This is a genomic window from Duganella sp. GW821-FHT01E12 (assembly GCF_059422325.1).
In genome coordinates this window covers 95,501-116,699 of the sequence record NZ_JBWKWR010000010.1, presented here as the reverse complement: position 1 = coordinate 116,699, position 21,199 = coordinate 95,501, and the positions used below count along the sequence as shown (strand labels likewise).

The window sequence follows — 21,199 nt, the reverse complement described above, 5'->3', positions numbered from 1 at the left end:
ACCGATTACTGTTTTACCGAGATAGCCATGAACACGACTCCTTTCACCACGCCGCGCGACCTGTTGCGCTACGCCGTCACCCGCTTCAACGCCGCCGAGCTGTTCTTCGGCCATGGCAGCGTCGAAGCCTTCGACGAAGCGGCCTACCTGATCCTGCACACGCTCAAGCTGCCGCTGGACCGCCTGGACCCGTTCCTGGACGCCAAGCTGCTGCCGGAGGAAATCGCCTCGGTCATGGCCGTCATCGACCGCCGCACCAACGAGCGCGTGCCGGCCGCCTACATCACCAACGAGGCGTGGCTGGGCACCTACAACTTCTACGTGGACGAGCGCACCATCGTGCCGCGCTCCTTCATCGCGGAACTGATCCCGCAGTACTTCGCGCCGTGGGTCAACGAGCCTGAGAACGTGGCCAACGTGCTGGAACTGTGCACGGGCTCCGGCTGCCTGGCCATCATGTTGGCCGACGCCTTCCCGGATGCGCATGTGGACGCGGTCGACATCTCGGCCGACGCGCTGGAAGTGGCGAAGAAAAACGTCGCCACCTACAAGCTGGAAGACCGCCTGACGCTGATCCAGTCCGACCTGTACGCCAATGTGCCGGACAAGAAGTATGACCTGATCATCACCAACCCGCCGTATGTGAACTCGTCGTCGATGAGCAAGCTGCCGATGGAATACCGCGCCGAGCCTGAACTGGCGCTCGACGGCGGCAAGGACGGCATGGACCTGGTGCGCAAGATCGTCGCCGGCGCCGCCGAGCGCCTGACCGACGACGGCATCCTGATCGTCGAAATCGGCAACGAGCGCGAATTCGCCGAAGCGGCCTTCGGTGAATTGGGCCTGACCTGGCTCACCACCAGCAACGGCGACGACATGGTCTTCCTGCTGACGGCAGACCAGCTGAAGTTGTAATCCCTCTTTAAGAAGAACAAGAACCAATGATTCGCTTTATTCAAGTAAGCCTGATGCGCGGTATTAAGCCGCTGCTGGAACAGGTCGATGTCACCCTCAACCCCGGCGACAAGATCGGGCTGATCGGCGCCAACGGCGCCGGTAAATCCAGCCTGTTCGCGATGATGCGCGGCGAGCTGCACCCGGACCAGGGCGAGATCGACTTCCCGGCCAAATGGCGCGTCGCTTACGTGGCGCAGGAAACCCCGCCGCTGGAACGCGCGGCGCTCGACTACGCCATCGACGGCGACGTCACCCTGCGCAAGCTGGAGGCGGAACTGGCGCGCCTGGAAGCGGAGCCCGAATCGTCCGAGAACGGTATCGCCATCGGCGAGATCTACAGCGCCCTGGCCGACGCCGACGCCTACACCGTGCAGTCGCGCGGCGAACAGCTGCTGCTGGGCCTTGGCTTCTCGATCGACCAGATGCAGCAGCCGGTGGCCAGCTTCTCCGGCGGCTGGCGCATGCGCCTGAATCTGGCGCAGGCGCTGATGTGCCCTTCCGACCTGCTGCTGCTCGATGAACCGACCAACCACCTGGACCTGGATGCGATCATCTGGCTAGAGGACTGGCTCAAACGCTACACCGGCACCCTGCTGATCATCTCCCACGACCGCGACTTCCTCGACGAAGTGGTCAACGTGGTGGTGCACATCGACGAGCGCAAACTAAAACGCTACTCGGGCAACTACTCGTCCTTCGAGCGTCAGCGCGCGGCGCAGATGATCCTGGCCGCAGGCGCGCTGGAAAAGCAGCAGCGCAAGCGCGCCCACCTGGAATCGTTCGTCAACCGCTTCAAGGCGCAGGCCTCCAAGGCCCGCCAGGCGCAGAGCCGCATGAAGGCGCTGGCCAAGATGGAAGAACTGGCGCCGCTGCGCGCCGCCGCCGAATTCTCGTTCGAGTTCCGCGAGCCGCTCAGCGCCCCGAATCCGCTGCTGGTGATGGAGGACGTCGACGCCGGCTACAAGATCGAAAACGAAGCAACCGGCGAGATCACCCACAAGACCATCGTCAACAACATCAAGTTCTCGCTGCAGATCGGTCAGCGTATCGGTCTGCTGGGCGTGAACGGCGCGGGTAAATCGACGCTGATCAAGACCATCGCCGGCGAGCTGTCGCCGCTGACCGGCGACGCCACCATGGGCAAGGGCCTGAACATCGGCTACTTCGCCCAGCACCAGGTGGAGATGCTGCGCCATGACGAATCGCCGCTGTGGCACCTGGCGAAGATCGCGCCGACCGTGCGCGAACAGGAGCTGCGCAACTTCCTGGGCGGCTTCAACTTCCCCGGCACCATGGTCACCAGCTCGATCGCGCCGTTCTCCGGCGGCGAGAAGGCCCGCCTGGCGCTGGCCCTGATCGTCTGGCAGCGCCCCAATCTGCTGCTGCTCGATGAACCGACCAACCACCTGGACCTGGAAACCCGCGAGGCGCTGACCGAGGCGCTGGCGCAGTTCGAAGGCACGCTGGTCGTCGTCTCGCACGATCGCCACCTGCTGCGCGCCACCACCGACCAGTTCATCATCGTCGCCGACGGCAAGCTGCAGCCGTTCGACGGCGACCTGGATGACTACAAGGACTGGCTGTTGCAGACCAAAATGGGCAAAGGCACCGACGTGCTGCCGGCCGCCGGCAATGCCAACAAGACCGAGTTCCCGGTCGCCTCGCCGGTCGCGCCGCCGTCGGCCACGCCGGTGGTCAACACCAAGGAACAGAAGCGCAAGGAAGCGGAGGACCGCCAGCGCCTGGCCACACTGCGCAAGCCGCTGGAGCAGAAGATCAAGCGCCTGGACGAGCAGATCGCCAAGCGCAGCGCGCAGAAAGCCGATGTGGATGCGGCCCTGGGCGAATCGTCGATCTACGACGCCGCCAACAAGGCCAAGCTGAAACAGCTGCTGGCCGATCAGTCCTTCTTCACCAAGGATCTCGGCCAGCTGGAAGCTGAGTGGCTGGAACTACAGGAACAGCTGGAAGCACTGGCCTAAGCCGCCTGGCGGGCGCCCAGCTGCACTTTTTGGATCGACATCAGCTTATCGATGTCGACCACGATCAGGCGGCGCCCGTCGGCTTCCCCGATGCCGACCAGGTACTCCACCGCGCTGGCGCCGGGGATGGGGTGGATCTGCCCCACGGTCAGCTGCACGATATCGGTCACGCCGTCCACCACCATCCCCATCACGCAGCTCGACAGCTTGAGGATGATCACGTCCGTCAGCGGATCGTGTTCCTGCGGGCGCGGCCCGAAGGCGATGCGCATGTCGACGATCGGCATGATCACGCCGCGCGACACCGCCACCCCGGCGACGATTTCCCCCTCCGATGAAAAGCGCTCCAGCGCCTTCAAGGGCCGCAGCTCCTGCACCTTGCTGAAGTCCAGCGCGTAGTCGAGGCCACCCAGCCGGAAAACCAGATACTGGCCCGGCGCGACGGCGGTATCGGCGCTGGTGGATTGCAATGTCGATGAGGGCATGATGATCCTTTCGTCCAGGACGTGCGGTAACAGGCATGTGCCATCCTACCTTTGCCCCCCGCTGCGGTCGTTGAGCGGCGTCAATATTCGCCGGGTCTGCGGTTGTTCGTTTGCTACAATGAACCCATGACGACAGAACTCCCCCTCAACGGCATCCGCGTGCTGGACCTGACACGCCTGCTGCCCGGCCCCGTGGCCACCATGCACCTGGCCGACATGGGCGCGGAAGTGATCAAGATCGAAGACCCCGGTCCCGGCGACTACGCGCGCGCCATGGGACCGGTGCGCAACGAGGTGTCGCAGTTCTTTGTCGCCGTCAACCGCGGCAAGCGGATGATGCGGCTGGACCTGAAGGACGCCGCCCACCGCGAGCAGCTGCTGGCGATGGTGGAGACGGCCGACGTGCTGGTCGAGAGCTTCCGCCCCGGCGTGATGGACAAGCTGGGACTGGGCTGGCAGGTGCTCCGCCAGCGCAATCCCAAGCTGGTGATGTGCGCGATCTCCGGCTACGGCCAGCACGGACCCTTTGCGCAGCTGGCGGGGCACGACATCAACTACATCGGCTACGCGGGCATGCTGGAGCAGAACGCCGGCGCCGACGGCGTGCCCGCCCTGCCCAACCTGCAGGTGGGCGACCTGCTGGGCGGCGCACAGTCGGCGCTGCAGGGCATCCTGGCGGCGCTGGTGGCGGTCAAGATGGGCGGCGCCGGGCGCTTCGTCGACGTCTCGATGACGGCCGCCGTGCTGGCCCATAACATCATGCCGCTGGTGGCGGTCAACAACGGCGCGCCCGCCGCGCCGGGCCGCGACCTGCTGACCGGCGGCGTCCCCTGCTACAACGTCTACCGCACGGCAGATGAGCGCTACATGGCGGTCGGCGCGCTGGAGCTCAAGTTCTGGCAGGCCTGCTGCGACGTGCTGCAACGGCCCGACCTGAAACCGCGCCACTGGCAGCTGGGCCAACAGGTCGGCGGCGCCGACGCGATGGCGCTCAAGGCCGAACTGGACGCGCTGTTCGCCACCCGCACGCTGGCGCAATGGACCGAGGCCTTCGCCGCCGCCGACTGCTGCGTCTCGCCGGTGCTGCGCACCGAGGAAGCGCTGCGGCATCCGCTGTTCCGCGACATCGTCGGCCGCCGCGCGCACGCCACCGAGGGCGAATCGTGGTCGGTGGCGCAGCCGGTGAGGTTCGCGCCGTGATCGATGTGAATGAAGTGGAGTTCACCGCCATCCGCGCCCAGGGGCCGGGGGGACAGAACGTCAACAAGGTGTCGAGCGCGGTGCACCTGCGCTTCGACATCGCCAACTCCTCGCTGCCGGAGCACATCAAGGAACGCCTGCTGGCCATGCGCGACCAGCGCATCACCAAGGACGGCGTGATCGTGCTGAAGGCGCAGCAGTCGCGCAGCCAGGAGGCCAACAAGGAGGAAGCCTTGCGCCGCCTGCAGGAACTGGTCGACAGCGTGGCCGTGCTGCCCACCGTGCGCCGTCCCACGCGACCCACCCGCAGCTCGCAGCGCAAGCGGCTCGACGGCAAGGCCAAGGACGGCGAGCGCAAACAGCTGCGCGGCAAGGTCAGTTTGTAAAAGTCCGCAGGCACTGGTGCGCGCCCAGCGCCAGCAGCCCGGCAAAGAAGCAGCGCCGGAACAATGCCGGCCGCATGCGTGCTCGCAGCCACTGCCCCATCAGCATGCCGCCAGCGGCCGGCGGCAGCGCCAGGAACGACGTCCCCGCCACCGACGCCTGCCACTCGCCCCGGCCTGCCAACATGACCGCCAGCGCCAGCGTGGCGACAGTGAAGGCCAGCCCCATCGCCTGCACCAGATCGTCCTTTTCCAGCGACAGCGCCTGCAGGTAGGGCGCGGCCGGCATGACGAACACGCCGGTCACGCCGGACATCAAGCCGGTGACGACGCCCGCCAGCGGCCCGGCCCAGCGCTCGGCGCGAGGCGCCACGGGCCAGCGCCAGCCGGTCAGGCCCAGCAGGCCATACGCCACCAGCGCGATGCCCAGCACCGCGCCGCTCCACCGGCCGGCGGCCGGCGCGCCGGCCAGCAGCGCCGCCAGCGCCGTGCCGAGACACACCGCCAGCAGCATGGGGCGCAGGCGCAGCCACAGCGGATACAGCGCCGGTCCCGCCGCCAGCTGCCAGACATTCGTCACCGACGAAGGCACGATCAGCAGCGCAGCCGCCTCCAGCGGCGACATCCGCAACGTCAGCAGCGCCACGGCGACCGTCGGCAGTCCCATGCCGGTGACACCTTTGACCATGCCCGCCAGCGCAAACACCAGCGCGATAAATATAAACGAAGTATCCATGTGCGCCATTGTGCCGCGGCGCGCGACAGCTGAAAATGTGGAATATACTGAGCCAGGCTTCGCCAAATCCGTAGGCACACCTCACTTGCCATTATCATGCGCTTCGACCTCACCGACCTGAAACTGTTCGTCCACGTCGCCGAAAGCGGCAGCATCACCGCCGGCGCGCAGCTGTCGCACCTGGCGCTGCCGTCGGCCAGCGCCCGCATCCGCGGCATGGAGCAGGCGCTGGACGTGGCGCTGCTGAAACGCGGCCGGCGCGGTGCGGAACCGACGGAAGCCGGCCGCGCCCTGCTGCACCACGCGCGCGCCATCGCGCGCCAGGTGGACGACCTGCAGGCCGACCTGGCCGAATTCGCGTCCGGCCTGAAGGGGCGCATCCGGCTGCTGTGCAACACCTCCGCCATGACCGAATTCCTGCCCGACGCGCTGTCCGCCTTCCTCGCCGCGCATCCGCAGCTGAGCATCGACCTGGAAGAACGCCTCAGCCACGCCATCGTGCGCGCGGTGGCCGAGGGCGCGGCGGACATCGGCATCGTCAGCGACGCGGCCGACGTCTCGGCGCTGCAGACCTTCGCCTTCCGCGACGACCGCGTCGTGCTGGCGATGGGGCGCGGCCACCCGCTGGCGCGCCAGTACCGCAACCGCCGCAGCATCCGCTACGCCGACGCGCTGGGCCACGATTTCATCGGTCTGGCGGGCGACAGCGCCTTCCAGCAGTACGCCGCGGACCAGGCGTCGCGGCTGGGATTGCGCATGCAATGCAAGATCCGGCTGCGCAGCTTCGAGGCGGTATGCCGCATGGCGTCCAGCGGCGCCGGCCTGGCGCTGATGCCGGAAACGGCGGCGCGCCGCCATGCGGCGGCCGACCGGCTGCTGGTGCTGAAGTTGTCCGATGAATGGGCCGAACGCAAACTGCTGATCTGCGTGCGCGACCTCGCCGCGCTGCCCAGGTATGCGCGCGAGCTGGTCGCGGCGCTGCGGCGGGACTAGTCCGTCTCCGGCGCCCAGGCGATCGGCCCGGTGCTGCCGGCGTAAATGGTGCTCATGCCGGCGGCCGTGGTGCGCACCTTGGCCTTGACCTCCTTGGCCGGCCGGTCGTACGCCGGCGGGCCGTCCGGCACGAAGGTCATGGTCCGCAGCAGCACATCGCCGGTCAGCGTCTCGACCACGCAGCGCGAGCCGCGCATCACGGCGGCCTTCTGCCGCTGCACCTGGTTCACCTCTTCCTGCGCCTGCTCCTGCTGCACCTGCGCCGCCTTCATCGCCAGCGAAATCTTGGCCACCGCCCGCAGCGACGGCCCCACCGACTCCGCCATCTTGTGGAACAAGGGCTCCTGCTCCGGCGTCAGCGTCACCTCGCGCTTGCGCAGGCGCGTGGCCAGCGTCAGGTAGTTGCGCACCTCGGCCTGGCCGGTGATGGCGTCGATCTCCGCCTTGCGCAGATTGGCCTCGTGCGCCGCGTGCTGCACCCGTGGCTGCAGCTCGGCGATCTTCTTGTCGAACTTGGAGATGTCCGGCACCAGCGTGTAGAGCAGCATCTCGTTCTGCTTGCGCGGCCCGGCGTGGGCGATCTCGATCTTGCGCGCCGCGACGGCGCAGCCCTCGGCCACCTTGATCACCACCTCATCGGCCATGATCTCGCAGTTGCTCGCCTCGCCGATCACCACCCGCGAGCCGGAGATGATGCAGCTCTCCGCGCGCGCCAGATTCACCTCGCCGCGCTTCGTTTGCAGCACCGCGCCGGAAGCGACGCCCTGCACCCGTATGCCGCCGTCGGCGTTGGTGACGGTGCCGCCCATCAGGTTGCGGCTCAAGACGATGTCGCCGCCGCGCGAGGCGATGATGCCGAACACGTCGCCGTGGATGGTGATGTTGCCGCCTTCGACCGAGCGCTGTTCCTGCACGTCGCCAAATTCCTCGTACTCGCCGGTCAGCTGCAGGTTGCCGGTGGTGCGCGCGCTGACGCCCTCGCGGCTGATGATCTTGGGCCCGATCGACAACCGCTTGCTGGAAGGGTCCACGCTGAGGAAGCCCTGCACCGCCGACACCAGGAACTCGCCGCCGCGCAGGTTCTCGATCACCGTGCCCTCGCCGGCCACGCTGCTCAATTCGACATCGCGCGGCACCGGCGGCTCCAGCACGATGCCCGACAATTCGAAGCCGCGCACGCCCGGCGTGCGCGGCACCTTGCGCAGCAGCTTGACGTTGGGCCGGACCTGCGGGAAGCGGTTCTGGAACGCCTGCAGATCGAGCTTGCCGTCCGACTTCTCGCGCGGCGCGTTGCTGCGGTGGATATCCTGCGACACCTCCTCGATGGAAGCGTCGCGGCCCGGCGTGGCGTTGAGCCGGCGCGCGACGATGATGCGCGCCAGCCGCCCGCTGGCGATCACGTCGCGCACCGCCGGCGCGTCGATCCCGAAGCGTATGCCCTTGACCCACATGTCGGAGACGAATTCGTCGAAATTGAGCCGCGCCGGTTGCGCCGGCATGTCCGGTATTTCGAAGAACACCGGCTCGAAATAGTATTCGGCCTCGCCGTTGATGATCTTGACGGACTTGTACAGCGCCCTGCGCGGCGGGTGGAACGGCTCGATGCTGTCGGCGAAGCGTATCAACGGCTTGTTGGTGATGCTGAGCGGCAGGTCCGGGCCGCAGTTGTAGAGCAACTTGATGAACAGCGCGTAATCGAGGTTGGCGAAGTAGGCGCTGCCGAGGAACACCTGGCTGATCGCCGCCAGGCAGGAAACGGCCGTCGCGTCGCCGGCGAAATAGACGCCGTCCGCGCGCTTGACGATCGCTGCGGGCAGCTCGCTCTCCGCGTTTACATCCAGCGCAGTTGCGTCATCGGACACAGTAATCCCCAGGAAGATGTACGTCGAAACGCCGACTGGCCGGGCGGGGTTTCTTCACTTTTTAATGTTAAATCTAGATTAGCATGAACCACGCGCATTGTGCACACGCCATGGCTAGGCGTCCACAGGGCGCTGGCGCGCGTTGAGGTGCCAGTCCAGCGAACCGGCGCTGTCGCAGAACAGCACCTCGCCGGCGCTGGGCGAGCCGCGCAGGCGCTGTTTGATGTCCTTGGCCGGCAGCTGGGTCAACGCGGCGACGTCGGCATGGAACGGCATGGTGCGCACCATGGTCTCGCCGCTGACCATGCGCAGGCCGCAGCGCGCGATGCCGGCCGCCTCCACCTTCTGCTCGATCACGCGCGCCAGCTTGTCCTGCAACAGCTTCTGCTGCGTCTGGCCGGCCTGCAGCTCGGTGCGCAGCTTGGCGATGGTCTGCAATTCGGTCGCCACCGCGGCGGCGATCTTGCGCAGCAACAGCCCCTGCTCGGCGTTGAGCTGCAGCTCCTGGGCGCGCAGCTTGGCCGCCAGTGCCAGGTAGCGCCGCACGTCCGGCACCGCCGCGATGCGTTCGGCCTCCTGCTGCGCCGCCAGGTTGGCCGCACCGAATGCCGCCACCCGCTGTTCCAGGTCGGCGATCTCCTGATCGAACTGGCTCACGTCCTTCACCAGCACGTACACCACCATCTCGGTGCGGCGGCGCGGCCCGGCGCTGTCGATCTCCACGTTGCGGCCGGCCACCGCGCAGCCCTCGGCCACTTCGATGCGGATCTCGTCGGCGATGATCTCGCAGTTGGACGCCTCGCCCACGGTCACGATGGTGCCGGAGATGACGCAGTTCTCGGCCCGGCCGACATGCACCGCGCCCTTGTCCGTATGGATCACCGAGCCGGAGGCCACGCCGGTCACGGTGATGTTCCCGGCCGCGTTGGCGACGCTGCCGCTGACCAGGTTCTGGCCCAGCACCACGGTGCCGCCGCGCGAATGGATGTTGCCGTAGACGTTGCCGTGCACCGTGATGTCGCCGCCGGTGACGTCGCGCTGTTCCTGCACGTCGCCGAATTCCTCGTAGGCGCCGGCCAGCTGCAGATTGCCGGTGGTGCGCCCGCTGACGCCGTCCGTGCTGACGATTTTATCGGTGATGGAAATGCGGTTGGACTTGGCGTCCACGTTCAAAAAACCTTCGCGCGTCGATACCAGGTACTCGCCGTCCTCCAGTTCCCTGGCCTCGGTGCCGTCGCCGGCGAAGAAGCGCAGCGTCAGGTCCTTGGGCGACGCGGGAGGCGTCATGCGGCCGCCCAGGTCGAAGCCCGGATGGCCCGGCACCGGCGGCAGCTTCTTGAGCAGCCGCACGTTGGCCTTGATCTGCGGGAAGCGGTTCTGGAAGCTGCCCAGGTCGATGCGGCCGTCGGCACGGGTCTTGGGCGCGTCGCTGCGGTGCAGGTCGGACGAGACCTCGACCACGGTCGCGTCCTGGCCCGGCTCCGGTTCCAGCTCGGTGGCCACGGTGATGCGGTCGGCCTTGGTGGAGGCGATGGCCGCCGCCACGGCCGCCACCTCGATGCCGAACAGGATGCCCTTGTTCCACATCTCGGCCACGAACTCGTCGACATCCAGGCGGGTCGGCCGCTCGGGGATCACGGTGCCGTCGGGCAGCGTCATCTCCTCCAGGTACAGCGTCTCGAAATAGTATTCGGCGTAGCCGCGCCCGAGCTTGGGATTCTTGTACAGCGCGATGCGCTCGGGCGCCATCACCCGCAGCTCGTCCGCCAGCCGCACCATGCCCGGCGTGCCCACGTCCGGGCCGATGCCGTACAGCGCCTTGTTCAGGATGGGGTAGTTCAGGCCGGCGAAATAGCAGTGGGAATGGAAGACCTCGTTGATGGCGGCGGTCAGCGTCAGCGGCGACAGCGACAGGTCGATATAAATGCCGTCCGGCCGCTTGGCCAAACCGACAGGCAAGCCGATGCCCGGAGCGTGCGACTCCTCACCTGGCGCGACAGGGGCAAGCTCTTGAACCACCATCTTCCTTCCAACGGCACGCGGCCGAAAGGCATTGCGTGTAATTAACGAATCTTACACTCAGAATAAGGAAAAGAAAGCGATTTCAGTGGCGTCGGCGCTACAACTGTGAACTTATTGCCACAGATCAATGTTGGTTCAATAACATCTGGATCAGTGGCGCGGCGGATTGGCGTAAATATCCTGCCCCACTTCGTTGATCTGGCGGCGCAGGTCGCGGCGCTCGTCCGGCGTGAGGCGGCCGGCGCGGCGGCTCATTTCCGCGTTGCGGCCGGCGTCCTGCATGGCGCGGCGCTGTTCCTCGGCGCGGGCCTCGTAGCTGCGCGGATCGATCTGGCGGGGTTCGGCCTGGCGCACTTCCTGGCGCACCGGCTGCGCTTCGCGTGCTGGCAAGCCGCGTGGATCCTCGCGGCGCGGCGCCTCGCGCTCCCCGGCGGTATCGTGCGCCATGGCGGCGCCGCTCAGCAGCAGAACACCCAGGAGGGATCGAACGCAAAAAGTTGCGCTTGCTGCCGCGTAGTTTTTTTTGTGATCGATGCCCATTGGCGTTCCTAAAAAGCTGAATCTATGCCCAGAGTGTATGATGCTTTACCTGAGGGGGTAAGACGAATTGGGTAAAGTTTGTAACACTTTGTAATGGGTTGTCACAGACGTTTTCGCAATGCGAATATGACGTTACCATAGCAACATGAATATGACAAATCTGGCAGGCCCCATGACTAGCACAACGACTGAATCCGGCAACACCTCCGCCAACCAGCATGGCCACCAGGCCAAGATCATGGTGGTGGACGACGACGTGCGTCTGCGCGACCTGCTGCGGCGCTACCTCACCGAGCAAGGCTTCAACGTCTTCACCGCCGAGAGCGCGACGGCCATGAACAAGCTGTGGCTGCGCGAGCGCTACGACCTGCTGGTGCTGGACCTGATGCTGCCGGGCGAGGACGGCCTGTCGATCTGCCGCCGCCTGCGCGGCGCCGGCGACCAGACACCGATCATCATGCTCACCGCGAAAGGCGAGGACGTCGACCGCATCGTCGGCCTGGAAATGGGCGCGGACGACTACCTGCCCAAGCCCTTCAACCCGCGCGAGCTGGTGGCCCGCATCGGCGCCGTGCTGCGCCGCCGCGGCCCGGACGAGATCCCCGGCGCGCCGTCGGAAACCCCGCAATCGTTCGAGTTCGGCCAGTTCATCCTGGACCTGGGCACGCGCACGCTGAAGAAAAGCGGCGAGACCGTGCCGCTGACCACCGGCGAATTCTCGGTGCTGAAAGTATTCGCCCGCCACGCGCGCCAGCCGCTGTCGCGCGAAAAGCTGATGGAGCTGGCGCGCGGCCGCGAGTACGAGGTGTTCGACCGCAGCCTGGACGTGCAGATCTCCCGCCTGCGCAAGCTGATCGAGCCCGATCCGTCGAGCCCGCTGTACATCCAGACCGTCTGGGGCCTGGGCTATGTGTTCATTCCGGAGGGGCAGCCGCGCTAAGGCGCGGAAGCACGCATGAAGTCGAAGTTCCCGTTCACCTTCCGCATCGCCAGCCTCAAGAGCGGCCTGTTCTGGCGCACCTTCTTCCTGCTGGGCGCGCTCACCACGACCAGCATGACGGCCTGGGTCGGCATGATCAGCGTGGTGCAGCACGAGCCGCAGGTGCAGCAGATCTCGTCGCAGGTGATCTCGGTGGTCACCATCACCCACGCCGCCCTCACCCACTCCGCGCCCGAGCTGCGGCGCGAGCTGCTGTTCGACCTGGTGTCCAACGAGGGCATCCGCGTGTTCACGCTGGAGGACGACGACAAGGTCGATCCGCCGCCCGACAACGCCCTCATGCCCGACATCCAGAAGCTGGTCAAGGCCAAGCTGGGCGAGGACACCCGCTTCTCGGCGCGCGTGAACGGCGTGGCCGGCTTCTGGGTCAGCTTCAAGATCGACGACGACGCCTACTGGCTGATGCTGGAACGCGAGCGCATCCGCGGCCTGACCGGCATCCAGTGGCTGGGCTGGGCCAGCGTGGTGTCGGTGGTGTCGCTGCTGGGCGCGGCCTTCATCTCCAGCCTGATCAACCTGCCGCTGCGGCGCCTGACGCAGGCCACCCGCGCCTTCGCCCAGGGCAAGCGCCCGGACCCGCTGCCGGAAAAGGGGCCGATGGAAATCATGGTGGCCAACCGCAGCTTCAACCAGATGGTCGACCAGCTGCAGCAGGTGGAGTCCGACCGCGCCGTGATCCTGGCCGGCATCTCGCACGACCTGCGCACGCCGCTGGCGCGCATGCAGCTGGAGGTGGAGATGGCCAACCTGTCGAACGAGGCGCGCGAGGGCATCCAGTCCGACATCGCGCAGATGGACGACATCATCGGCCAGTTCCTCGACTACGCCAAGCCGACCGAGGTGTCGAGCTTCATCAACGTCGACCTCAGCGAACTGCTGAGCGACACCGCGCACGAGGCGGGCCGCCTGCCGGACGTGACCATCCACACCGACATCGCGCCCAATGCCCACGTGATGGGCAACGCCACCGACATCAAGCGCGTCATCAACAACCTGATCGAGAACGCCCGCCGCTACGGCAAGACGCCAGGCAGCGAACTGACCGAGATCGACATCAAGTGCAGCATAAAGGGCATGCACACCTCGCGCCGGGTGGTGATCGAGGTGCAGGACCACGGCAACGGCGTGCCGCCCGAACAGATCGAACAGCTGCTCAAGCCCTTCACCCGGCTCGACGCCGCGCGCGGCCAGGCCAACGGCGCCGGCCTGGGCCTGGCCATCGTCGACCGCGTGATGCAGCGCCACGGCGCCGAGCTGCAGGTGCGCAACCGCGAGGGCGGCGGCCTGCTGATCCAGATCGTGATGAAGGCGGCGTGATGCGGGCGATGTCGCTTGCAGTGCTGCTGATGGCCGCAGGCCAGGCCACGGCCGCCAGGCCGCCCGCGCCGCCGCGCATCGAACAGCGCCAGCCGACCGACGCGGAACGCGCCAGCTTCGACGACTACTTCCGCCAGAAGATGCTGGCCGAATCCAAGGGCGCGCCAGTGGTGCAGCCGCTGTTCGCGCCGGCGTTCGAGATCGAGCGCCAGCGCGGCAAGCCGTGGCAGGTGATCGCCCGTGTCGATTCGGCGCCGCGCCATTCGGCGGTGGACCTGTGCCGGCAGATCCGTTCCAGCTTTGTCTACGACGCCAGGGCGCCCAGAGACGCGCGCTGGAGCGAGGCGGCGCAGCCGCCCAGCTGGCATGTGTGGCTGGCGCAGCCCAAGACCGTCTGCAGCGCCGCGCCGCACACGGTGCTGATGGACCAGGCGCTGCCGCCGGAGGACGTGGTGGCGCTGCTGCGCCAGTATCCCGAATTGCTGAGCCGCGCGCGCCTGCTCCTGGCCGGCAACTCGCGCTGCATCCGCCAGCGCGCCCTGCCCTTCACGCTGCGCGCGATCGAACCGGCGCCGCCGGCTGCCGGCGCGCCCGTGATGTTCAACCTGGTGTTTGAAAGCGACCGCGACACCATCGCCCGCGTCGCCGTGCGCAAGCACCGCGGCGAGTACGCGGCCTGGAACGTCAGCTGCGACTAGCGCTGCCGCCACCACTGCTGCGGTTGATCGGGTGGTCCTGCGGCTCCAGCAGGCGGGTCAGCAACAGCTCGGTGGAGCCGTAGCCGTACAGCGAATCCGTTTCCAGCCCTTGCGTATCGTAGGGGACGGATTCCTCGCGCTCCGAGCGGCTCGGGTCCGCGTCCGAATACGTGACGCGCCAGGCGCGCTTGAGCGAATCGGCACGGCGCAGGAACTGCGGCATCGGCCACAGCGCCGGATTCCAGTCGGCGATGTCCCCCAGCACGCGCCAGTGGCCGCTGGCCAGCGCCATGTCGCCCACCCGCAGCACCTTGAGCGCGTCCTGCGGCTGCAGCGTGTTGAGCTCCTCCAGCGACGGCAGGCGCGCCAGCTTGGGGCCGAACAGATACGCCAGCATGATCTTGCTGCCCGGCGACAGGCGTGCCACCAGCCCCCAGCCATAGCCGCCATCCAGCAACGGAATCGCAAACCAGCTTCCCTCTTGATACGACTGCCTCATTCCCACCCTTTCGCTTGCACGATGCAGCAAGGTGTCGCCAAAATGCACGGACATCATGGCGCCTCCGTTAAAAGCTGTGACTGCTTCGTTGGCGCCCTGCGGCGCAAACCCCCAGTGTAGCGGCGCGGCGCGGAACGCGGCGCACGGCACCGCACTCCGCGCCTGTGCTACACTAACGCCTCGCTAGGGGTCCTGGAGCTTTGCTGCCGGGTGAGAGATACCCTTCGTACCTGATCTGGATAATGCCAGCGAAGGAAAGCGCAAAGCAGTGTTTCCCCTCCTTTGATGGCTCTCCCCGCGGCTCCAGCCGAACACGTAGAGAGTCCATATGTCCACACCAAAATTTGCAGTTTCCGCCATCGCGCTGGCGGTGTTACAGGCTTTTCCCGGCGCCGCCGTCGCTGAAACCTCCGCCGCAGAGCAAGCCCTGCCCGAGGTGGTGATCACCGGCGCCAAGGCCCAGGCCAGCCGCGCCTCCGTGGCCGGCTTCGCCAACACGCCGCTGCTGGAAACCCCGGCCTCGGTCAGCGTGCTGACCTCGCAGCAGATGCTGGACCGCCAGGTGCGCTCCACCACCGACGCCGCCAGATACGACGCCAGCCTGAGCGACTCCTACAACGCGGTCGGCTACTCGGAGCAGTTCTCCATCCGCGGCTTCAAGCTGGACAACGCCTCCAGCTACCGCAAGGACGGCATGTCCGTCTCGGCCGACACCCAGATCCCGCTGGAGAACAAGGAACGCCTGGAAGTGCTGAAAGGCTTGTCCGGCCTGCAGGCGGGCGTGTCGGCGCCGGGCGGCGTGGTCAACTACGTCACCAAGCGTCCGACCGATGCGCCGCTGCGCACCGTGGTGCTGGAAGAGCGCGAACGCGGCACGCTGTACGGCGCCGTCGACCTGGGCGGACGCTTCGAAGACCAGCGCTTCGGCTACCGCTTCAACGCCGCCGCCGAGCGCCTGCGCTCCTACATCAAGGGCGCGGACGGCAACCGCAAGTTCGTCTCGGCCGCCTTCGACTGGAAGATCTCGCCGCAGGCGCTGCTGCAGGTGGACGCCGACTACCAGAAGAAATCGCAAGTGACCGCGCCCGGCTTCCAGCTGCTGAACAACACGACGCTGCCGAACATCCCGGCCGACACCATGCTGAACAACCAGCCGTGGAGCCGTCCGGTGGAAACCACCAGCAGCAACATCGGCGCGCGCTTCGAGTACAAGTTCACGCCCGACTGGAGCACCACCGTCAGCGCCAACCAGCACCAGTTCAAGCGCGACGACTACACCGCCTTCCCTTACGGCTGCACGGCGCAGCTGCTGTACCCCGGCTTCTGCGGCAACGGCGACTACGACATCTACGACTACATCAGCCTGGGCGAGAAGAAATCGCCGCTGACGGTGCAGGCGCTGGTTCAGGGCAAGTTCAGCACCGGCTCGATCAAGCATGACTTCACCGGCGGCGCATCGCTGTTCAGAAACAGCGAGAAATGGGGCGACTACCTGTACGTGCAGGCCGGCGCCGACGGCACCGCGTTCAGCAACATCTACCACCCTATCATGGTGGCGCCGGCGACCGGCACCAGCGGCCCGGTCTCCGAACGCCGCAGCGACAACGAACGCGCCCTGTTCGCGCAGGACATCCTGAGCCTCAACGAGCAGCTCAAGCTGCACGCCGGCGCGCGTTACGTGCAGGTCAAGCGCGACGAATTGGCCAGCAACCGGCTGCCGTCCGCCCACACCGATGTCGGCTTCTGGCTGCCGAACGTGGCGCTGGTGTACAGCCTGCGTCCCAACGTCTCGGTCTACACCTCGTACGCGCAGGGCCTCGAGCATGGCGGCCTTGCGCCGATCGGCACCGTCAACGAAGCCCGCGCGCTGGCGCCGGGCAAATCGAAGCAGGTCGAAGTGGGCGTCAAGGCCGACATCCATCCCGACCTGAGCGCCAGCGTGGCGCTGTTCGAGATCCGCAAGGGCCTGGAATACACCGACGCGCAAAACACCTTCGTGCGCAACGGCCGCGCACAGAACCGCGGCCTGGAAATGGCCCTGAACGGCCGCGCCTCGCGCGAGCTGACGGTGGGCGTATCGGCCACCGCGCTCAACACGCAGCAGCGCGACACCGGCTCGGCGGAACTGGACGGCAAACGCGTCGCCGACGTCGCCGCCTTCAAGTCAACCGTGTACGCCGACTACGCCGTGCCGCAAGTGGCCGGGCTGTCGGTCAACGCCAACTGGGTCTACTCGGGCAAGAAGGCGTTCGATACGAAGAACCAGGTGTTCGTGCCGGGCTACCATGTGCTGAACCTGGGCGGCGCCTACGCCACCCGCGTCGGCGGCGTGCAGACCACGCTGCGCGCCGGCATCGACAACGCGTTCGACAAGTTCTACTGGCGCGACGTCACGCCGGAGCTGGGCGGCTACCTGATGCCGGGCGCCACCCGCACCTTCCGCGTGTCGGCCCAGTTCGACCTTTAAAAGACCAGCTGCACGCGCATCGAAAAGCTCTTCGCTGCGCGTGCCGAATTCCTGCCGATCAGGTAAGCGAATTCGTACTTGATCTCCTGCCGGCCAATATCGCGGTGCCCGAACACCGCCGGCCCGGCGCGGTGCGACTGCTGCCGGTATGGCAGCCAGTCGTTCCACTTCCCCACCTCGCCAAATGCCTGCACGCCCGGCTGCAGCCAGGGCATCCAGTTATGCTTCACTTGCAGCTGGTAAGTCAGCTCCATCGGATGCTCGCCGCCGCCCGGCGCCACGCGGTAGTCGCGCTGGAAGAACAGATTGGCGTTGAACTGCGTGCGGCCGATCTCCGTCTGCAGCACCGGCCCCCATTCCAGCGCGTAGCCGTCGGCGTTGTCGCGGGCCTTTTCCAGCTTGGTGTGCAGCGCCAGGTCGAAGGCATACTGGCCTTGCGTCAGCAGGTAGTCGTTCTGCCACGCCGTCTCCTGCCTATGGGGCGCGCCGCCGTTCATCTTGACCCACTTGACGTAGAGCTCCGTGTACCAGCGCGACGTGACGCCGTAGCCGACGCCGATTTCCGGCGCCGCCACGGTGCGCCCGTTGTAATGGGCGTTCCAGTATTTATAGTCGAGGGATGCCTGGCCCTCCACGTCGTAGGTGGAGACCAGGTAGTAGCCGGTATCGGCCAACGCCAGCGGGGATACGCACATCAGGATCACCGCCAGCCGCTGCTTCATGGTAGATGCCGCTCCACTTGGGATAGTCGTTCGCCGGGATCGCCCGACACCAGCAGATAGGGTATCCCACGCGCCGCCAGCTCGTCCAGCAGCATGCGGTTGACGATGACGCTGACTTCCTCGGATTCACGCTGCAAGCCATCGGCGATCCACGGGATATCCAGCGCCGTCACCAGCGTGAAGGCGTAATCCTGCTGGTGCGTGGCCGCCAGCGCGGCCAGCTGCTCGTCGATGCCGCCGAAATAATGGTGGCCGTAGACCACCGTCATCAGCGGCGCGGTGTCGCAAAAAAGATACTGGTTGGCGCGTGGCGCGGCCGCATCCTCGCGGTCGCGCTGCGTTTCGGCGATATGGAACTGGTCGGCCGCCACCGGTATCCTGGCCTCGGTGTCGACGAATTCGCGCAGGTACTCGGGTACCCACAGCGTTTGATAGCGTTCGGCCAGCGCCGCCGCCAGCGTCGATTTGCCTGACGACGCCGCGCCCAGTATCGCCACCCGCCGCGGCACCGCCGTATTCATTCCAGCGCCATGCGGCCGCCGGCGCCGTCGCTGCTCCAGGCGCGCAGGCCGATCACCGCCATGCCGACGAACACCGCGTACAGCACGGCCGTCAGCACCAGATGCTTGTGCAGGTACAGCGCCACGTACAGCACGTCGACAATGATCCACACGTGCCAGTTCTCGACCTTTTTACGCGACAGCAGCAGCTGTCCGACCAGGCTGCCCGCGGTCAGGAAGCCGTCGGAGTTCGGCACGTCGGTATCGGTATAGGACTTGAGGAACCAGGCCAGCAGCGCAAAGCCGGCCAGCCAGGCGGCGGCGGCCAGCCAGCGGCCGCGCGCGTCCAGCGTGGACACGGGCAGCCGCTCGTGGCTGTCGTCGCCGTGCAGCCACTGGTACCAGCCGAAGAACGACACGGCGATGAACACCAGCTGCAGCGCCATGTCGCCATACAGCCGCGAACCGAAGAACACCAGCCCGTAGGTGGCCGACGAGATGATGGCGAACAGCCAGCCCCAATGACTCTGCCGGATGTTCAGCCACACCGTCGCCACCGACAAAATGAACGACACCAGTTCCAGCGGGGACGTGGCCACGCCTGCCAGACGCCACGGCATGTTCAGGTACCCCAACAAAACCGACAGCTCGTTCATTATTTTTTCTTGGCCGGATATTTGATGGTCAGCTCTTTGAGCACGTTATCGGCGTGGTCCACTTCGGCCATCACCCACAGCATGTAGCGGATATCCATGTGGATGGCGCGGGTGATGGCGGTATCGAAGTACCAGTCCTTGGTGATGGACTCGTAGGTCGAATCGAAGTTCAAGCCTATCAACTCGCCGTTCTTGTTCATCACCGCCGAGCCGGAATTGCCGCCGGTGGTGTCGGCGCTGGTCAGGAAGTCAACCGGCACCGTGCCCAGGATCGGATCCATGAACTGGCCGTAGCGCTTGGCCTTGATCGCGTCCAGTAATTTCTTCGGCGCGTTGAACGGGTCCTTGCCGGTGTTCTTCTCGACGATGCCTTCGATCGTGGTGAACGGGCCCTTGGTGATGCCGTCCTTCGGCGAGTACGGCGACACGGTGCCGTAGGTCACGCGCAGCGTCGAATTGGCGTCCGGGTAGACCGGCTTGCCCTGCGACTTCTTCCACGCGATCACGGTCTGCATGTATTGCGGGATCACGCGTTCCAGGTTGCCGTCCAGTTCTTTGCGGCGTTCCTTCAGCGACTGCGTCACGTCGTCCAGCTTGACCGCCAGTTGCAGGAAGGCGTCGTTCGACGCGGCGATGGCGGCTGCGTCCTTGCCCAGCCATGCCAGGCGCTTGGCGGTGTCGCCCAGTTCCGATTTGGCGTACAAGGCCGGCACCGATTCGACGGACGGCAGCAGCGCGTCCATGCCGCCGACGTGCATGGACTTCGGCAGCTTGGCGTAGCGCTGCAGGGCGGCGACGAAGCGCGCCTGGTCGATGCTGCCGACATACGACTGCTCCAGGCGGTTCAGGCGGGCCTTGATGAAGGTCAGGTCGCGCTGCTGGTAGCCGGTTTCGCGTTCGGTGTCCGGCTTGGCGCCTTCGCGCGCCAGGCGGTACAGGGTGCTCGCGCTCTTGAGCAGATCGCCGGTGGTGGCGACGCTGTAGCCGAATTCCTCGTCGCTCAGCGCCAGGTCGGCGGCGATCACCGCATCGAGCTCGCCCAGCAGGGTCTTCGACATGCCCGGCTGTTTGGCGTACCAGGCGCGGAACTCGGCGTCCTGCACGTCCTTGATGGCGGCGATGTCCTTGCGCGCAAAGCCGTCCAGCAGGCCCTGGGTTTTCTTCATCACGTTGTTCATGCTCTTGTCGATGCTGGCGTAACGCACGGCGGCGGCAGGATTGCCCTTGGTGGCGGCGGCGATCACGTCCAGGTCGGCCTGGAGCTCGGCCACCTTGGCCGGATAGACCGAGTCGCGCGCGGCGCGGATTTCCGACGGCAGCTTATAGCGGCTGGTGCGGCCGGGGTAGCCGGCCAACAGCACCGGATCGCCGTTTTTCAGACCGGCGGCGGAGACCACCAGGAAGTCCTTCGAGTGGTAAGGCACGTTGTCCGGCGACGGATCGGCCGGGCGGCCGTCCTTGCCCACGTAGGCGCGCAGGAAGGAGTAGTCGCCGCCCTGGCGTGGCCATTCGTAGTTGTCGATGTCGCCGCCGAAGTTACCGATCATGTCGGCCGGCGCGTACACCAGGCGCACGTCGCGTATCATCATCTGGCGGATGCGGTAGTACTCCAGGCCGCGGTGGAAGGCCGGCACCGAGCAGCGGTAGATCTTGTCGCTCTCGCATTCGGCGATCAGCGCCTTGATCGATTTTTCCACGGCGTCGTGGCGCTGCTTGCCGCTCATGGTGTCGCTCACGCCCTTGAGCACGCGGTCGGTGACGTTTTCCACCTTGTCGGTCACGTACACCAGCGTGTTCGGGCCGCCCGGCAGCTCTTCGGCGCGGGTCTTGGCCAGGAAGCCGTCGACGATGTAGTTATGTTCGGGCGTGGCGTTGCGCTGGATGGCGCCGTAGGCGCAGTGGTGATTGGTCACCACCAGGCCGGCGTCCGACACGAACGACGCCGAGCAGCCGACCAGCGACACGATGGCGCTCATCGGGTGCTTGGACAGGTCGGACAGCTTTTCGGCGGGGATGGTGATGCCGATGCGCTTCAATTCGGATTTCAGCTGCGGCAGCTGATACGGTTGCCATTGGCCTTCGTCGGCCTGCGCCGACGCGGCGCCGATCAGCGCCACCGGCAGAATTAGATATTTTAACAAGATATACACCCCAGTTTGAGTTCTGGCGGCAGTATATTC

General features: G+C 66.3%; 19 protein-coding genes and 1 riboswitch. Of the genes, 9 read left to right on the top strand and 10 right to left on the bottom strand.

From position 1 onward, the window contains the following. Nucleotides 1-27: 27 nt before the first annotated feature. A complete protein-coding gene (prmB, locus tag AC07WS_RS23905; protein ID WP_494731472.1) occupies nt 28-915 on the top strand; it encodes a 50S ribosomal protein L3 N(5)-glutamine methyltransferase in 888 nt (295 codons plus the stop codon). Nucleotides 916-968: 53 nt separating this feature from the next. Further along, complete coding sequence (locus AC07WS_RS23900) at nt 969-2,939, top strand: ATP-binding cassette domain-containing protein (protein WP_494731471.1); 1,971 nt, start codon at nt 969-971, stop codon at nt 2,937-2,939. Here AC07WS_RS23900 and AC07WS_RS23895 read toward each other — a convergent pair. Then, the gene (locus AC07WS_RS23895) at nt 2,936-3,424 is read right to left on the bottom strand and encodes a chemotaxis protein CheW (protein ID WP_494731470.1); all 489 of its coding nucleotides are present in this window, start codon (nt 3,422-3,424) and stop codon (nt 2,936-2,938) included. The two genes, AC07WS_RS23900 and AC07WS_RS23895, sit on opposite strands and share 4 nt — an antisense overlap. 126 nt (nt 3,425-3,550) lie before the next feature. On the opposite strand from AC07WS_RS23895, the gene AC07WS_RS23890 reads away from it, so the two are divergent. Further along, a complete protein-coding gene (locus AC07WS_RS23890; protein WP_494731469.1) occupies nt 3,551-4,624 on the top strand; it encodes a CaiB/BaiF CoA transferase family protein in 1,074 nt (357 codons plus the stop codon). Next, nucleotides 4,621-5,010 carry an alternative ribosome rescue aminoacyl-tRNA hydrolase ArfB gene (arfB, locus tag AC07WS_RS23885; RefSeq protein ID WP_494731468.1) on the top strand — a complete coding sequence of 130 codons (390 nt, stop codon included), beginning with the start codon at nt 4,621-4,623 and terminating at the stop codon, nt 5,008-5,010. The genes AC07WS_RS23890 and arfB overlap by 4 nt, the downstream gene beginning before the upstream one ends. Here arfB and AC07WS_RS23880 read toward each other — a convergent pair. After that, the gene (locus AC07WS_RS23880) at nt 5,000-5,752 is read right to left on the bottom strand and encodes a sulfite exporter TauE/SafE family protein (protein ID WP_494731467.1); all 753 of its coding nucleotides are present in this window, start codon (nt 5,750-5,752) and stop codon (nt 5,000-5,002) included. The two genes, arfB and AC07WS_RS23880, sit on opposite strands and share 11 nt — an antisense overlap. 87 nt (nt 5,753-5,839) lie before the next feature. On the opposite strand from AC07WS_RS23880, the gene AC07WS_RS23875 reads away from it, so the two are divergent. Continuing rightward, nucleotides 5,840-6,736 (top strand): LysR family transcriptional regulator, encoded by an 897-nt coding sequence (locus AC07WS_RS23875; RefSeq protein WP_494731466.1) that lies wholly within the window; start codon nt 5,840-5,842, stop codon nt 6,734-6,736. Here the strand turns inward: AC07WS_RS23875 and AC07WS_RS23870 are convergent. The 3 genes from AC07WS_RS23870 to AC07WS_RS23860 all read right to left on the bottom strand — a co-directional run bounded on the left by AC07WS_RS23870 (nt 6,733) and on the right by AC07WS_RS23860 (nt 11,067). Next, nucleotides 6,733-8,598, bottom strand: a complete 1,866-nt coding sequence (locus tag AC07WS_RS23870) for a flagellar assembly protein A (protein WP_494731465.1) — start codon at nt 8,596-8,598, stop codon at nt 6,733-6,735. The two genes, AC07WS_RS23875 and AC07WS_RS23870, sit on opposite strands and share 4 nt — an antisense overlap. Nucleotides 8,599-8,712: 114 nt before the next feature. Next, complete coding sequence (locus AC07WS_RS23865; RefSeq protein WP_494731464.1) at nt 8,713-10,620, bottom strand: flagellar assembly protein A; 1,908 nt, start codon at nt 10,618-10,620, stop codon at nt 8,713-8,715. Between the two features lie 150 nt (nt 10,621-10,770). Next, on the bottom strand, nt 10,771-11,067 hold the full coding sequence (locus tag AC07WS_RS23860) for a hypothetical protein (protein ID WP_494731463.1): 297 nt from the start codon (nt 11,065-11,067) through the stop codon (nt 10,771-10,773). Nucleotides 11,068-11,332: 265 nt separating this feature from the next. Between AC07WS_RS23860 and ompR the strand changes: the two genes are divergently transcribed. From ompR to AC07WS_RS23845, 3 genes are read left to right on the top strand one after another with little or no spacing between them, the layout of a single operon-like run. Continuing rightward, a complete protein-coding gene (gene ompR / locus AC07WS_RS23855; protein WP_494731462.1) occupies nt 11,333-12,100 on the top strand; it encodes an osmolarity response regulator transcription factor OmpR in 768 nt (255 codons plus the stop codon). Nucleotides 12,101-12,115: 15 nt separating this feature from the next. Further along, on the top strand, nt 12,116-13,477 hold the full coding sequence (locus AC07WS_RS23850) for an ATP-binding protein (protein WP_494731461.1): 1,362 nt from the start codon (nt 12,116-12,118) through the stop codon (nt 13,475-13,477). Beyond that, on the top strand, nt 13,477-14,175 hold the full coding sequence (locus tag AC07WS_RS23845; protein WP_494731460.1) for a hypothetical protein: 699 nt from the start codon (nt 13,477-13,479) through the stop codon (nt 14,173-14,175). Before AC07WS_RS23850 ends, AC07WS_RS23845 begins: the two co-directional genes overlap by 1 nt. On the opposite strand, the gene AC07WS_RS23840 is transcribed toward AC07WS_RS23845, so the two are convergent. Further along, a complete protein-coding gene (locus AC07WS_RS23840) occupies nt 14,162-14,731 on the bottom strand; it encodes an Imm26 family immunity protein (protein ID WP_494731459.1) in 570 nt (189 codons plus the stop codon). The two genes, AC07WS_RS23845 and AC07WS_RS23840, sit on opposite strands and share 14 nt — an antisense overlap. Before the next feature lie 118 nt (nt 14,732-14,849). Then, nucleotides 14,850-14,948: riboswitch (TPP riboswitch) on the top strand. Nucleotides 14,949-15,002: 54 nt separating this feature from the next. Here AC07WS_RS23840 and AC07WS_RS23835 point away from each other — a divergent pair. Continuing rightward, complete coding sequence (locus tag AC07WS_RS23835) at nt 15,003-17,141, top strand: TonB-dependent siderophore receptor (protein ID WP_494731458.1); 2,139 nt, start codon at nt 15,003-15,005, stop codon at nt 17,139-17,141. Here AC07WS_RS23835 and AC07WS_RS23830 read toward each other — a convergent pair. The 4 genes from AC07WS_RS23830 to AC07WS_RS23815 are packed head-to-tail and all read right to left on the bottom strand — an operon-like array spanning nt 17,138 to nt 21,169. Next, nucleotides 17,138-17,863 carry a hypothetical protein gene (locus tag AC07WS_RS23830; RefSeq protein ID WP_494731457.1) on the bottom strand — a complete coding sequence of 242 codons (726 nt, stop codon included), beginning with the start codon at nt 17,861-17,863 and terminating at the stop codon, nt 17,138-17,140. The two genes, AC07WS_RS23835 and AC07WS_RS23830, sit on opposite strands and share 4 nt — an antisense overlap. Beyond that, nucleotides 17,860-18,384, bottom strand: a complete 525-nt coding sequence (locus AC07WS_RS23825; RefSeq protein ID WP_494731456.1) for an AAA family ATPase — start codon at nt 18,382-18,384, stop codon at nt 17,860-17,862. Before AC07WS_RS23825 ends, AC07WS_RS23830 begins: the two co-directional genes overlap by 4 nt. Continuing rightward, on the bottom strand, nt 18,381-19,019 hold the full coding sequence (gene pnuC, locus AC07WS_RS23820) for a nicotinamide riboside transporter PnuC (RefSeq protein ID WP_494731455.1): 639 nt from the start codon (nt 19,017-19,019) through the stop codon (nt 18,381-18,383). Before pnuC ends, AC07WS_RS23825 begins: the two co-directional genes overlap by 4 nt. Next, on the bottom strand, nt 19,019-21,169 hold the full coding sequence (locus tag AC07WS_RS23815; RefSeq protein ID WP_494731454.1) for a S46 family peptidase: 2,151 nt from the start codon (nt 21,167-21,169) through the stop codon (nt 19,019-19,021). Before AC07WS_RS23815 ends, pnuC begins: the two co-directional genes overlap by 1 nt. Between the last annotated feature and the right edge of the window lie 30 nt (nt 21,170-21,199).

Bases quoted from the DNA above. Each gene is read 5' to 3' on its own strand.
- prmB (WP_494731472.1), top strand. From the start codon at position 28: ATGAACACGACTCCTTTCACCACGCCGCGCGACCTGTTGCGCTACGCC.
- AC07WS_RS23900 (WP_494731471.1), top strand. From the start codon at position 969: ATGCGCGGTATTAAGCCGCTGCTGGAACAGGTCGATGTCACCCTCAAC.
- AC07WS_RS23895 (WP_494731470.1), bottom strand. From the start codon at position 3,424: ATGCCCTCATCGACATTGCAATCCACCAGCGCCGATACCGCCGTCGCG.
- AC07WS_RS23890 (WP_494731469.1), top strand. From the start codon at position 3,551: ATGACGACAGAACTCCCCCTCAACGGCATCCGCGTGCTGGACCTGACA.
- AC07WS_RS23880 (WP_494731467.1), bottom strand. From the start codon at position 5,752: ATGGCGCACATGGATACTTCGTTTATATTTATCGCGCTGGTGTTTGCG.
- AC07WS_RS23875 (WP_494731466.1), top strand. From the start codon at position 5,840: ATGCGCTTCGACCTCACCGACCTGAAACTGTTCGTCCACGTCGCCGAA.
- AC07WS_RS23865 (WP_494731464.1), bottom strand. From the start codon at position 10,620: ATGGTGGTTCAAGAGCTTGCCCCTGTCGCGCCAGGTGAGGAGTCGCAC.
- AC07WS_RS23860 (WP_494731463.1), bottom strand. From the start codon at position 11,067: ATGGCGCACGATACCGCCGGGGAGCGCGAGGCGCCGCGCCGCGAGGAT.
- ompR (WP_494731462.1), top strand. From the start codon at position 11,333: ATGACTAGCACAACGACTGAATCCGGCAACACCTCCGCCAACCAGCAT.
- AC07WS_RS23850 (WP_494731461.1), top strand. From the start codon at position 12,116: ATGAAGTCGAAGTTCCCGTTCACCTTCCGCATCGCCAGCCTCAAGAGC.
- AC07WS_RS23845 (WP_494731460.1), top strand. From the start codon at position 13,477: ATGCGGGCGATGTCGCTTGCAGTGCTGCTGATGGCCGCAGGCCAGGCC.
- AC07WS_RS23840 (WP_494731459.1), bottom strand. From the start codon at position 14,731: ATGATGTCCGTGCATTTTGGCGACACCTTGCTGCATCGTGCAAGCGAA.
- AC07WS_RS23835 (WP_494731458.1), top strand. From the start codon at position 15,003: ATGTCCACACCAAAATTTGCAGTTTCCGCCATCGCGCTGGCGGTGTTA.
- AC07WS_RS23830 (WP_494731457.1), bottom strand. From the start codon at position 17,863: ATGAAGCAGCGGCTGGCGGTGATCCTGATGTGCGTATCCCCGCTGGCG.
- AC07WS_RS23825 (WP_494731456.1), bottom strand. From the start codon at position 18,384: ATGAATACGGCGGTGCCGCGGCGGGTGGCGATACTGGGCGCGGCGTCG.
- pnuC (WP_494731455.1), bottom strand. From the start codon at position 19,019: ATGAACGAGCTGTCGGTTTTGTTGGGGTACCTGAACATGCCGTGGCGT.